The sequence below is a fragment of the Streptomyces violaceoruber genome (assembly GCF_033406955.1).
GTDB classification, from domain to species: domain Bacteria; phylum Actinomycetota; class Actinomycetes; order Streptomycetales; family Streptomycetaceae; genus Streptomyces; species Streptomyces violaceoruber.
In genome coordinates, this window is the sequence record NZ_CP137734.1 from 8,040,740 (window position 1) to 8,052,220 (window position 11,481).

The following is an 11,481-nucleotide window of genomic DNA, read 5'->3' on the forward strand; positions in this document are numbered from 1 at the left end:
GGACGCCCCGGGCGGGGCGGAATCCGGTGGCCGCGCGCGGTGCACGGTGCTGGGATGGTCCGATGCTCAATGACACCCCGGTGACCGTGGACCGCGGGCGGTACCGGGACACCGTCACCCCCTGGGAGGAACCGGCCTGGCGTACCGAGGCCATCGGCTGGATCGAGGCCCGGCTGGCCGCCCACGGCCTGCGTCCGACGGGACGGTGGCGGGTGCGGCTGCGGCCGTGGTCCGTCCTGCTGCGGCTGTGCGTCGCGGGGGACGGCGCCGTCTGGTTCAAGGCCAGCCCGCCGGCCGGCGCCTTCGAGGCGGCGCTGACCGCCTCGCTGGCCCGCTGGGTCCCCGGGCACGTACTGGAGCCGCTGGCGGTGGACGCCGCCCGGGGCTGGTCGCTGCTGCCCGACGGAGGGCCGCTCTTCCGGGACGTGCTCGCCCGCGAACCGGTCGATCCCGGCGACTGGGAGGAACTCCTGCGCCAGTACGCGGCCATGCAGCACGCCCTCACCTCGCGCGCGAGCGAGATCGAACGCCTCGGCGTACCCGCCGTGCCCGCCGGTGCGCAGGCCGGCGTCCTGGACCGGCTCGACACCGCGCCGCTGTCCGCCCGGGACCGGGCCGCGCTGCGGCAACTGCGCCCCCGCCTGCTGGACTGGTGCGCGGAACTCACCGCCCTGGGCGTTCCCGACTCCCTCGACCACGCGGATCTGCACGACGGCCAGTTGTTCCGCCCCGCGCCCGGCAGGTTCACCTTCTTCGACTGGGGCGACGCCGTCGTCACCCAGCCCTTCTCCAGCCTGGCCGTCCCCGCCCGCCGCGCCGCCGAACGCTACGGGCCGCAGGTACTGCCGCGGCTGCGCGACGCCTACCTCGAACCCTGGACCGGCGAGGGCCGTACGGCCGCGCAGCTGCGGCGCGCGGTGAGCCTCGCCTGGCGGCTCAGCGCGCTCAACCGCGCCGCCGCCTACGGCCGGCTCTTCCCCGGCGCGTCCGGCGCGTCCGGTGCCGCGACGGCCGCGGCGGGCGCCCGCTGCCTCCTCGAGCTGCTGGACGAACCACCGTTGTAGGGAGGGCTCGTCCGCAGGGCCGTCCCCGCCGCTCGGGTGCCGTTGTCAGTGGCGGATGCGAGGCTTCGAGTCATGGATGAGGTGGAGTTCATGCGCGGCAGGGTCTACGGCGCCGACCACGACAACCCCGGGCCGCGCGCCGGACGCGTCTACGCGCATCTGGTGGGCGGGCCCCTGGACGGACTGCTGCTGGACGTCACGGACCTCACGGAGCAGGAGCGCGCCCGCGGAGTGACCCTGGCGACGGAGATAGGCCGCTACGGCCCGGGCGGCCGCTCCGCCTACACGCCGAGGCCGGGCGACACCCGCCGCTTCGACTGGCGGGGCGACGTGCCCTGATCCGGTACCGCCCCCGTCCCGGCGGTCAGCGCCGCCAGCAGCCAGTCGTGCGCGGACCCGGGCGTCGGTTCCGGTCGCGCGCCCGGAGCGGTGGTCACTTCGGCCACCAGCTCCCAGTAGCCGTCCAGCCGGGGGTCGGCGGCGAGCTGCCCGGCCAGCCGGCGGCGGAAGCCGGGGGTGTCCCGCACCCCGTACGCGCTCGTGTACGAGGCGACGAACGCGTCCAGGGCCTCACCCGGGTGCGGTTCCCGGCCGCGGCGCATGTGCACCCCGGCCAGCTCGTACGCCTCCGCGAGCCCCGTGTACAGCAGGGCGGCCCCCCGCGCCCCGGCGGCCCGGTGCGCCTCGGGCTGGGGCTGGACGGTGCCCGGGCGGCACGGGGCGAGGGTGAGGGCGTTGAGGCGGGCGAAGGCCAGGACCTGGGCCGGGGCGGGTTCGTCCGGGGGCTGCGGGACCGCCACGTCCAGGAACGCGCCGGCCGAGCGGGCCGGCATCCTCGCCGGAAGCCAGCCCCGCCAGAACCGCACCAGCGGGGCCGTGCTCGGCGGGACGGACACGGCACCGATCAACCGCAGCCGGTCGGCCTGCTCGCCGGGCGGGGCCTCCTGCACCAGCCGCAGCGCGGCCTCGCGCCAGCGCAACGCCCTCAACTCCGAGCCGACCTCGCGCAGCCGGCCCGCCACCGCGGCCTCCAGCACCCCGCCCTCGCCGCCCGCCGTGCCGTGCGCGTGCCGCTCGTCGAGGATCCGCCGCACCTCGGGAACGGCCAGGCCGAGGGCACGCAGCGAACGGATCAGCCGCAGCCGGTCGAGCGCCTCCGGACCGTACCGCCGGTGCCCGCCGGCGCTGCGGGACGCCTCCGGCAGCAACCCCCGGTCCGAGTAGAAACGGACGGTCTTGACGGTGACACCCGCGCCCTCGGCCAGCTCGCCGATGCCGCACAGACCGTCGTTCGAGGTGAACACTTGAACCTCCCTCAGGGGGAGTTCCTACCGTACCGGCGACAGCGGGCCGGTGATCGGGCCGGGCCGCGCCGTGGACGGAGGAGAGAAGACCATGACCGCGTTCATCCTGGTGTCGGGCATGTTCACCGGCACGCACATCTGGCAGGACACCGCCGCGCGCCTGACCGCCCGGGGCGCCGAGGTACACACGGTCGCCCTCACCGGCCTCGACGCACCGCGTGCGGCCGCCGCGCCCGGCGTGGACCTGGAGACCCACATCGCGGACGTGCTCGCGGTGATCGACTCGGTGGGCGCGGCCGGGGACCGGCGGATCGTGCTGGTCGGCCACGACTACGGCATCCACCCCGCGGTCGGCGCCGCCGACCGGCGTGCGGAGCGCGTCGACCGGATCGTCCACCTGGACTCGGGACTGCCGCGGGACGGCGTCCCCGCCCTGGCCGCCGTCCCCGACCAGTCCCTGCGCGAGCGCCTCGCCGGGGCCGCCGGGGCCGACGGGGTGCTGCCGCCCCCGGCGCACGAGGAGTGGCCGCGCTGGGGCAGCACCGCGGGCGTACCGGACGCGGCCCTGGACCGGCTCACCGCCCTCGCCGCGCCGCAGCCGCTGGGCACCCTGCTCCAGCCGCTGCGGCTGACCGGCGCCGTCGACCCGGTGCCCACCACCGGCGTGCTGTGCACCGGCAACGGCACCAGCATCGAGCTGGTCCAGATGCTGGTGCGCCTCGGAGATCCCGCGCTGCGCCCCCTGACCGACCCCCGGGTGAGCTTCTTCGAACTCCCCACCGGGCACTGGCCGATGCTGTCCCTGCCCGCCGAGCTGACGGACGTACTGCTGCGGGCCGCGGCGGGCGAGGGGCACCGGCTGGAGCCGGTCGACGACACCGAGGGGCCCGGCCACCTGCGGCCGTTCCTGATGGACGTGCCCGACGTCCCCAGGGTGCGGCACGGGAACCTCGACCTCTACCTGCCCGACGCCGAGGAGCCGCGGCCCGCCGTGGTGCTCGTGCACGGTGGGCCGGTCCCCGCCGACGCCCGGCCCACCCCCCGGGACTGGCCCGGGCTGACGGGGTACGCGCGGTGCGTGGCGGGGGACGGAGCCGTGGGCGCGCTCCTCGATCACCGTCTGCACGACCTCGGCGACTTCGAGCGTGCCGCCGCGGACGTGGCCGCCGCCGTCGAGGCGGTGCGAGCCGATCCACGGGTGGACGGTGACCGGGTCGCCCTGTGGTTCTTCTCCGGCGGCGGCCTGATCGCCGCCGACTGGCTGGACGCCCCGCCGGCCTGGCTGCGCTGCCTGGCGGCCACCTACCCCGTCCTGGCGCCGCTGCCGAACTGGGGACTGTCCGAATCCCGCTTCCGTCCGGTGCGCGCCGTGGCGAACGCCGGTGCCCTGCCCGTCGTCCTCACCCGGGTGGGACGGGAGATGCCCGAGATCGCCGCCACCGTGGAGGAGTTCCTGGCCGCGGCCAAGGACTGCGGGGCCGACGTGGAGGTGGTCGACGTGCCGCACGGCCACCACGGTTTCGAGACCATCGACTTGACCGACGAGTCGCGTACGGCGGTGCGGCACGCACTGCGCACGGTGCTGGACCACGCCTTCGGCGAACACGCACGATGACGGTGGACGGCGCCCTACCAATCCGACCTCCGCCCGGTGTCGGATTACCCGCGTGAGCGACCACGACAAGACACCACGGAATCCGTCGGCCAGAACCTGGACACGCCTCGGGCCGGGAGCACTGAGCGGTCTTCTGGCCGGCGGCGCCGCGCTCGCCGTCGCCGAGTTGGCGGCGGCGGCGGTACGTCCCCGGTCCGGCCCGGTCGTCGCGGTCGGCGGGGCCGCCATCGACCGTACGCCGACCGCCGTGAAGGACTGGGCGATCCGCACCTTCGGCACCAACGACAAGCTGGTGCTCCAGCTCGGCATCCTCGCCGTGCTGACCCTGTTCGCCCTGGCCCTCGGCGCGTTCGCCGTCCGCCACCGGCGCGCCGGCGCGGCGGGAGTCCTCGTCTTCGGCATCGTCGGCGCCGCGGCGGCCCTGGGCAGGCCCGACTCCACCGGCTTCACGGACGCCTTCCCCTCCGTCCTCGGGGCGATCGCGGGGGCGGTGCTCCTGTACCTCCTCGCGGGCCTCCTGCCGGCACCACGCCGCGAGGCGCCGGGGGAGCGGGGCGAGGGCTGGGACCGGCGCCGTTTCGTGATCGCGGCGACCGCCGCCGCGGCGGCCTCGGCCGGGACCGGCGTCCTGGGCCGGGCCCTGAGCGGCGCGGGCGGCCGGGAAGCGGTCGCCTCCCGCGAGAACATCACCCTCCCGCCGCCCGACTCGCGCGCCCCGGCGGTGCCCCGGCACGCGCAGGCCAGGGTGGAGGGGGTCAGTTCTTTCACGACTCCCACCAGCGACTTCTACCGGGTCGACACCGCCCTGGTGGTCCCCAAGGTGGACGCCACGGCCTGGCGGCTGCGCATCCACGGCGAGGGAGTCGCCCGGGAGAGGACGCTGACCTTCGACGATCTGCTGAGGCGGAAGCTGATCGAGCGGGACATCACCCTCACCTGTGTGTCCAACGAGGTCGGCGGCCCGTACGTCGGCAATGCCCGCTGGATCGGTGTCCGGCTCGCCGACCTGCTGGCGGAGTGCGGCGTCCGGCCGCCATCGGCGGGCGGTCCGGCGGATCAGCTCGTGGCCCGCTCCGTGGACGGCATGACCATCGGCAGCCCCGTCGAGGACGTCATGGACGGCCGCGACGCGATGCTCGCCGTCGGCATGAACGGGGAACCCCTGCCCTTCGACCACGGATTCCCCGTCCGCATGGTCGTGCCCGGCCTCTACGGCTACGTCTCGGCCTGCAAGTGGATCGAGGACATCGAACTGACCACGTTCGACTCCTACGACGCCTACTGGGTCAAGCGCGACTGGGCCCGTGAGGCACCGGTCAAGACCCAGTCCCGGATCGACACCCCGAGGCCCTTCGCCCGGCCGAAGGCGGGCACCGTGATGGTCGCCGGAGTCGCCTGGGCCCAGCACCGCGGCATCGACAAGGTGGAGGTCCGCGTCGACGACGGTCCCTGGGAGGAGGCCGTCCTGGCCGCCGAGGACTCGCGCGACACCTGGCGACAGTGGTCGTACGCCTGGCGTGCCACCAAGGGCGGCCACACCCTCACCGTGCGGGCCACCGACCGGACCGGCGAGGTGCAGACGGACAAGCGCACCCGCACCGTGCCCGACGGCGCCAGTGGACGGCACTCGGTGGTGGTGACCGTGGACTGACGCCCCACCGGGCGGCAAGCGTTTTCTGTCCACTGTATTGACGTGTACGCGCCGTAGTGAGTTTCATGGGGTAGACGTGGGAGCGCTCCCACGCATGCGCCGTTCCCGGTTCCCCCCATCCGCACTACTCAGCCCTGGAGTCGCCGTGCGCCCAGCGAGACGCGATACACCGAGAACCCTCCCGGCCCGCCTGCTGACCGGACTGGCCGCGCTGATCGGGCTGGTCGTCGTCGGCGCCCTCTGTCCGGGCGCGGCCCTGGCCCAGTCGCCCGCGGCGCGGTCCGCCGGAGTCCCGTCGGCCGGCGCGCAGGCGGCCGGCCTGCACATCGGTGACGGCCGGCTGCTGGAGGGCAACGGCAACGACTTCGTCATGCGCGGGGTCAACCACGCCCACACCTGGTATCCCGGCGAGACGCAGTCGCTGGCGGACGTCAAGGCGCTGGGCGCGAACAGCGTCCGGGTCGTCCTCTCCGACGGGCACCGCTGGAGCGAGAACGGCCCGGCGGACGTCGCCGCCGTCATCGAGCAGTGCAAGGCCAACCGGCTCATCTGCGTACTGGAGGTGCACGACACCACCGGCTACGCCGAGGACGCCGCGGCCGGCACGCTCGACCACGCGGCCGACTACTGGATCGGCCTCAAGGACGTCCTGGCCGGCCAGGAGGACTACGTCATCGTCAACATCGGCAACGAGCCCTGGGGCAACACCGACCCCGCCGGCTGGACCGAGCCGACCGTCGCGGCCGTCAAGAAGCTGCGCGCCGCCGGGCTCCAGCACACGATCATGGTGGACGCCCCCAACTGGGGCCAGGACTGGCAGGGCGTCATGCGTGCCAACGCACGGTCCGTCTACGACGCCGACCCCACCGGCAACCTGATCTTCTCCATCCACATGTACAGCGTCTTCGACACCGCCCAGGAGATCACCGACTACCTGAACGCGTTCGTCGACGCCGAACTGCCCATCCTCATCGGCGAGTTCGGCGGACCCGCCGACCAGTACGGCGATCCGGACGAGGACACCATGATGGCCACCGCCGAGCAGCTCCGCCTCGGCTACCTGGCCTGGTCGTGGAGCGGAAACACCGACCCGGTCCTCGACCTGGCGCTCGACTTCGACCCGAGCAGGCTCAGCGGCTGGGGCGAACGCATCTTCCACGGCGTCAACGGCATCGCCCAGACCTCCGAGGAGGCCACCGTCTACGGCGACGGCGCCCCGGACGACACCGAGGCCCCGACGGCACCCGGCACCCCGAGCGCCACCGCGGTCACCGACACCTCCGTCACGCTCGGCTGGGCCGCCGCCACCGACGACACCGCGGTCAGCGGATACGACGTCGTCCTGGTCGGCGACGGCACCAGCAGCACGGTCGCCTCCTCGACCACCACCACCGCCACCGTGACCGGACTCACCGCCGACACCACCTACACCTTCGCCGTCCACGCCCGTGACGCGGCGGGCAACCGGTCCGCACGCTCGGCGACGGTGGAGGTCACCACCGACGGCGGCGGCACACCCGGCGGCGCCTGCTCCGTCGGCTACCGCGTCGTGGGCGAGTGGCCCGGCGGCTTCCAGGGCGAGATCGCCGTCCGCAACACCGGAAGCGCCGCCATCGGCCCCTGGACACTCGCCTTCGCCTTCGCGGACGGCCAGACCGTCACGAACATGTGGGGCGGCACCGCCACCCAGGACGCCGGCGCGGTGAACGTCGCCCCGGCCTCCTACACCGCCACCATTCCGGCCGGCGGCACGGTCACCCTCGGCTTCACCGCCCGCAAGGGCGACACCAACACCGCCCCGGCCGCGTTCCGCCTGAACGGGGCCGCCTGCGCCACGCCGTGACCGAGGGGAGGGTGCGGGCGAGGAACGTCACCACGACACCTCGCGGACGTCGGCCCGGCTCTGCGGCTGCGTCGTGGCGGTGATCTCAGAACGGTGACGGCTCGCCTCGAAGGTCACCGCGAGGGTCTGCGGCGCACTCTGCTCCGTACGCACCGTGAAGCCCTGGTTCGGCACCGCCGAGATCAGGCACACCCCGTCACCGCCGAACCGCACGGTCGCCTTGCCGCCCTCGGAGGGCACCGTGTACACCCCCGCCCCGCCCTCCTCGCACCCCGGGGCACCCGCGCCCGCGGGCGGCCGCGGCGCCGTGGTGCGGGGGCTCGGCGTCGGCGTGGGGGTCACGGTCGCCTCCGGCTCCGTCGGCTCCGCGCTGGTGCGGGACGGGGACGGGCTGGGCGTGCGGCTGGTGGGCGAGGGGCTGGGCGTGGCCGTCACGGTCCTGGACACGGTCGGCCGGGGCGGGGCCGGGAGCTCCTTCGGCGCCGTCTGCGCGACCGGCGCGGTCGGCCGGGTCGACCCCACCACGAAGTGGATCGTGATGATGACAGCCGTGACACTGGCCGCCGTGCAGGACAGCCAGATGATCAGGTAGCGCAGGAGGCGGGACACGACACCATAGTGACGGACCGGCTAACGTGCCTGCCCATGGCCTCCGTACTTGTCGTCGAGGACGACCCCGTGATCCGGGCCGCGCTGATCGAGGTCCTCACCGGACACGGCTACGCGGTCAAGACCGCACACCAGGGTTTCGAGGCGCTGCGCGACATCACCCAGAGCCCGCCGGACATCGTCGTGCTCGACCTCGGGCTGCCCGACCTCGACGGACTCGACGTGCTGCGGATGATCCGGGGCATATCCCGCGTCCCGGTGCTGGTCGCCACCGCCCGCGACGACGAGACCGAGATCATCCGGCTGCTCAACGCGGGCGCCGACGACTACATGGTCAAGCCCTTCTCCGGCGGTCAGCTCGCGGCCCGGCTCGCCGCCGTGCTGCGCCGCTCCGCGCCCGCCGGCCTCCGGGCGGGCCGTCCGCCCGTCCTTCGGGTCGCCGACCTCCGCATCGACCCCACCGCGCGCACCGCCCATCTCGCCGGCCGGGAACTCCCCCTCACCCGCAGGGAGTTCGACCTGCTCGCCTACCTCGCCGCCCACGCCGACCAGGTCATGTCGCGGCAGCGGATACTCGCCGAGGTGTGGCAACAGCCGTACGTCGAGGACCAGACGGTGGACGTCCATCTCTCCGCACTTCGCCGCAAAATGGGTGAGAAGGCGCGAAAGCCGCGCTATCTCCACACCGTGCGAGGGATCGGCATCAAGCTGGTCAGCGCGCCATGAGACGAGCCCTCGCCGGGATCGCCCTGGCCGTCACCTCCATGGTGGCGCTGTCGTTCCTCGTCCCGCTCGCCCTCCTCGTGCGCGAACAGGCCCGTGACCGGGTCACCACCGCCGCCGAGCAGCGCGCCGCGGCCCTCTCGCCGGTCCTCGCCCTCACCACCCGCCGCGCCGACGTCCAGCAGGCCGTCGCGGAACTCGGCTCCGCCGACCAGCTGGTCGTCCGGCTGCCCGACGGCGGCTTCGTCGGCACCCCGCACGCGCCCGAGGAGGCCCTCGACCGGGCCGTACGGGGGCGGGAGACGCTCGCGGTGGACACCGCGGACGGCTGGGCCTACCTGCAGCCCGTCGTCCTGCGGGGCGACCGGGTCGCGGTCGTCGAGGCCTACGTGCCCGCAGCCGACCTCACGCGGGGGGTGACGGCCTCCTGGGGTGTGATGGCACTGCTCGCCGTGGGCCTGGTGGGCGGCTCGGTGCTGGTCGCCGACCGGCTGGGCGCCCGGGTGGTGCGCTCCTCCCGGGGCCTCAAGCGCGCCTCGCTCGCCCTCGGCTCCGGCGATCTCGGGGTCCGGGTGGAACCGGACGGCCCGCCCGAGCTCCAGGAGGCCGGAGCGGCGTTCAACACCATGGCCGACCGGGTCGTCGACCTGCTCGCCGTCGAGCGGGAACTGGTCGCCGACCTCTCGCACCGGCTGCGCACCCCGCTGACCGCCCTGTACCTGGAGGCGGACCGGATGGGCGCGACACCGAGCGCCCTGAGGGTCACGGAAGCTGCCGGACAGCTCGAACGCGAGCTGGACTCGATCATCGCGGCGGCGCGTACCCCCCTGGCGGCGGCACAGCTGGCCGGGACCGGGGCGGGCACGGCGAAACCGTGCGACGTCGCCGAGGTGGTCGCCATGCGCCTGGACTTCTGGTCGGTCCTCGCCGCCCAGCAGGACCGGCCGTTCGAGCGCTCCCTCACTCCGCGTCCGGCCCCCGTGGCCTTCCCCGAGGACGACCTCGCCGCCGTCGTCGACGCCCTGATCGGCAACGTCTTCCGGCACACCCCGCAGGGCACCCGCTTCGTCGTGCGCGTGGAACGCCGGGACCGGCACGTGCGCCTCACGGTCGACGACGCCGGGCCGGGCGTCGCGGACCCCGAGGCGGCCCTCACCCGGGGCGTCAGCGTGGGCGGTTCCACGGGGCTCGGCCTGGACATCGTGGCCCGGGCGGCCCGTACGGCGGACGGCGAACTGACGATCGCCCGCGCGCCGCTGGGCGGCGCGCGGGTGACGGTGTCGTTCGCGCTGGCGGACGCGCGGGCGGCCGGGGACGGTGACCGGTGACGTCCTGGCGGCGGTGACCGGTGACCGGTGACCGGTGTCGCGGGCCGCGGTGACCGGTGTCAGGCGGGTCGCGGCGACCGGCGTCAGCGACCGGTACCGAAGTCCTGCGTCCACCAGGGGCCGCCGTCGCCGAAGTGGACGCCGACGCCCAGCTCCTTGAAGGAGCAGTTGAGTATGTTCTCGCGGTGGCCGGGGCTGTTCATCCAGGCTTCCATCACCGAGGCGGCGTCCGCTTGGCCCTGGGCTATGTTCTCGCCCAGCGCCGACCACTGGTAACCGGCGGCCTCGACCCGGCTCGCCATCGTGGAGCCGTCGGGACCCGTGTGGGACATCACACCACTGCTCGCCATGACGTCGCTGTAGTCGTCGGCGGCCCGGGTCAGCCTGCTGTTCGCGGTGACCGGGGAGCAGCCCGCCGCGGCCCGCTCCTCGTTGACCAGGGCGAGGACCTGTGCCTCCGCACCGCCCGTCGAGCCGGAACCCGGACCCGAGCCGGAACCCGAGCCGCCGGACGACCCCGAACCGCTGCCGGACCCGCCGCCACCGGACCGGTCGCCGCCGCTCTTCGCGGTGGCCCGGACGGGAGCCTTGGAAGCCGGCGCGGAAGCCTTGGGGGCACTGGTCGCGGGGCTCGCCGTCTTCGTCGGCGTCCTCTTCGGCTCGGCACTCGGGCTCGGCGAGCGGCCGGCCGTGGCGCTCGGACTCGCCGACGCGGAGGCGAGCGGTGCCGCACCGCCTGCCGCTTCCTCGGCGTTCGACGCCTGGTCGGCGGCGTTCGCGGTGACCCGGTCGGAGGCCCCGCCGTCGTCGCCGTCGCCGACGGCCAGGGTGATTCCGACGCCCGCGGTCAAGGTGACGGCACCGAGTGCCAGCGCGGCACCGCGGCTCCTGAGCCCGCCGCGCGGGCGGGCGTGGGAGCGGGACGGGCGAGAGGCTCGGCGGGAACCCATACGCAGGACACCTCGGCTTGTCGGTCGGCTGGCGGAGCCCCCGTACCCGGTGGACGCGACCGCGCCCACCGGGACTGTGGGGGGTGTTCGAGAGCCTAGGACGCGACCGGCGTGGAAACGCCCGTTCGAAGGTCATCTTCAGAAAGCCTTAAAAGAGCCGCCAAAGTCCGTTGAGGATGCCCGGCACCCCGTTTCGCCCCGTCCGGTCCCTTACGCGCCCGCCGCCCGCCACCCTCGGTCGGCCCCGGGGCGCTTCAAGGTGAAGGGGGGACACGGGTGCTCGCAGGAGCCCGTCCCGTGCTCCCGATGCTCCGCCGTCCCTCCGCCCCCGGCGCTTACCGTGCCGCCCGGCCGGACAGCCTGTCCGCGTGCACCGGCAGGTCGCCGGACACCA

General features: G+C 74.5%; 11 protein-coding genes. 8 read left to right on the top strand and 3 right to left on the bottom strand.

Annotation, left to right across the window (positions count from 1 at the left end; all coding sequences use genetic code 11):
• The first annotated feature begins 62 nt into the window (after window positions 1-62).
• Both R2E43_RS36330 and R2E43_RS36335 read left to right on the top strand, forming a co-directional pair.
• Window positions 63-1,064, top strand: coding sequence for an aminoglycoside phosphotransferase family protein (locus R2E43_RS36330; RefSeq protein ID WP_136207367.1), 1,002 nt, complete (start codon window positions 63-65; stop codon window positions 1,062-1,064).
• 72 nt (window positions 1,065-1,136) lie between these two features.
• Window positions 1,137-1,403, top strand: a complete 267-nt coding sequence (locus tag R2E43_RS36335) for a hypothetical protein (RefSeq protein ID WP_121708770.1) — start codon at window positions 1,137-1,139, stop codon at window positions 1,401-1,403.
• On the opposite strand, the gene R2E43_RS36340 is transcribed toward R2E43_RS36335, so the two are convergent.
• A complete protein-coding gene (locus R2E43_RS36340) occupies window positions 1,346-2,368 on the bottom strand; it encodes a MerR family transcriptional regulator (protein WP_332056994.1) in 1,023 nt (340 codons plus the stop codon). The genes R2E43_RS36335 and R2E43_RS36340 overlap by 58 nt on opposite strands.
• 91 nt (window positions 2,369-2,459) lie before the next feature.
• Here R2E43_RS36340 and R2E43_RS36345 point away from each other — a divergent pair, with 91 nt between their 5' ends.
• From R2E43_RS36345 to R2E43_RS36355, 3 genes are all read left to right on the top strand, one after another.
• Window positions 2,460-3,983, top strand: coding sequence for an alpha/beta hydrolase (locus tag R2E43_RS36345; RefSeq protein WP_319217659.1), 1,524 nt, complete (start codon window positions 2,460-2,462; stop codon window positions 3,981-3,983).
• Between the two features lie 52 nt (window positions 3,984-4,035).
• Complete coding sequence (locus tag R2E43_RS36350; protein WP_136207364.1) at window positions 4,036-5,634, top strand: sulfite oxidase; 1,599 nt, start codon at window positions 4,036-4,038, stop codon at window positions 5,632-5,634.
• A 145-nt stretch (window positions 5,635-5,779) separates the two neighbouring features.
• Window positions 5,780-7,477: a cellulase family glycosylhydrolase gene (locus tag R2E43_RS36355; protein ID WP_332056995.1), complete on the top strand. Its 1,698-nt coding sequence runs from the start codon at window positions 5,780-5,782 to the stop codon at window positions 7,475-7,477.
• Between the two features lie 27 nt (window positions 7,478-7,504).
• Here R2E43_RS36355 and R2E43_RS36360 read toward each other — a convergent pair whose 3' ends face one another.
• Window positions 7,505-7,726: a hypothetical protein gene (locus tag R2E43_RS36360; protein ID WP_003978310.1), complete on the bottom strand. Its 222-nt coding sequence runs from the start codon at window positions 7,724-7,726 to the stop codon at window positions 7,505-7,507.
• Between R2E43_RS36360 and R2E43_RS36365 the strand changes: the two genes are divergently transcribed.
• Genes R2E43_RS36365 through R2E43_RS36375 form a run of 3 tightly spaced genes read left to right on the top strand, consistent with a single transcriptional unit; the run spans window position 7,719 to window position 10,137 of the window.
• Window positions 7,719-8,069: a hypothetical protein gene (locus tag R2E43_RS36365; RefSeq protein WP_238363719.1), complete on the top strand. Its 351-nt coding sequence runs from the start codon at window positions 7,719-7,721 to the stop codon at window positions 8,067-8,069. The two genes, R2E43_RS36360 and R2E43_RS36365, sit on opposite strands and share 8 nt — an antisense overlap.
• 53 nt (window positions 8,070-8,122) lie before the next feature.
• Window positions 8,123-8,812, top strand: a complete 690-nt coding sequence (locus tag R2E43_RS36370; RefSeq protein ID WP_319126641.1) for a response regulator transcription factor — start codon at window positions 8,123-8,125, stop codon at window positions 8,810-8,812.
• A complete protein-coding gene (locus R2E43_RS36375) occupies window positions 8,809-10,137 on the top strand; it encodes a sensor histidine kinase (RefSeq protein WP_136207362.1) in 1,329 nt (442 codons plus the stop codon). Before R2E43_RS36370 ends, R2E43_RS36375 begins: the two co-directional genes overlap by 4 nt.
• Window positions 10,138-10,220: 83 nt before the next feature.
• Here R2E43_RS36375 and R2E43_RS36380 read toward each other — a convergent pair whose 3' ends face one another.
• Window positions 10,221-11,087, bottom strand: a complete 867-nt coding sequence (locus R2E43_RS36380) for a CAP domain-containing protein (RefSeq protein ID WP_332056996.1) — start codon at window positions 11,085-11,087, stop codon at window positions 10,221-10,223.
• Between the last annotated feature and the right edge of the window lie 394 nt (window positions 11,088-11,481).

Excerpts from the sequence above, each read along its gene's own strand:
- R2E43_RS36330 (WP_136207367.1), top strand. The coding sequence starts at position 63 with ATGCTCAATGACACCCCGGTGACCGTGGACCGCGGGCGGTACCGGGAC.
- R2E43_RS36335 (WP_121708770.1), top strand. The coding sequence starts at position 1,137 with ATGGATGAGGTGGAGTTCATGCGCGGCAGGGTCTACGGCGCCGACCAC.
- R2E43_RS36345 (WP_319217659.1), top strand. The coding sequence starts at position 2,460 with ATGACCGCGTTCATCCTGGTGTCGGGCATGTTCACCGGCACGCACATC.
- R2E43_RS36370 (WP_319126641.1), top strand. The coding sequence starts at position 8,123 with ATGGCCTCCGTACTTGTCGTCGAGGACGACCCCGTGATCCGGGCCGCG.
- R2E43_RS36375 (WP_136207362.1), top strand. The coding sequence starts at position 8,809 with ATGAGACGAGCCCTCGCCGGGATCGCCCTGGCCGTCACCTCCATGGTG.
- R2E43_RS36380 (WP_332056996.1), bottom strand. The coding sequence starts at position 11,087 with ATGGGTTCCCGCCGAGCCTCTCGCCCGTCCCGCTCCCACGCCCGCCCG.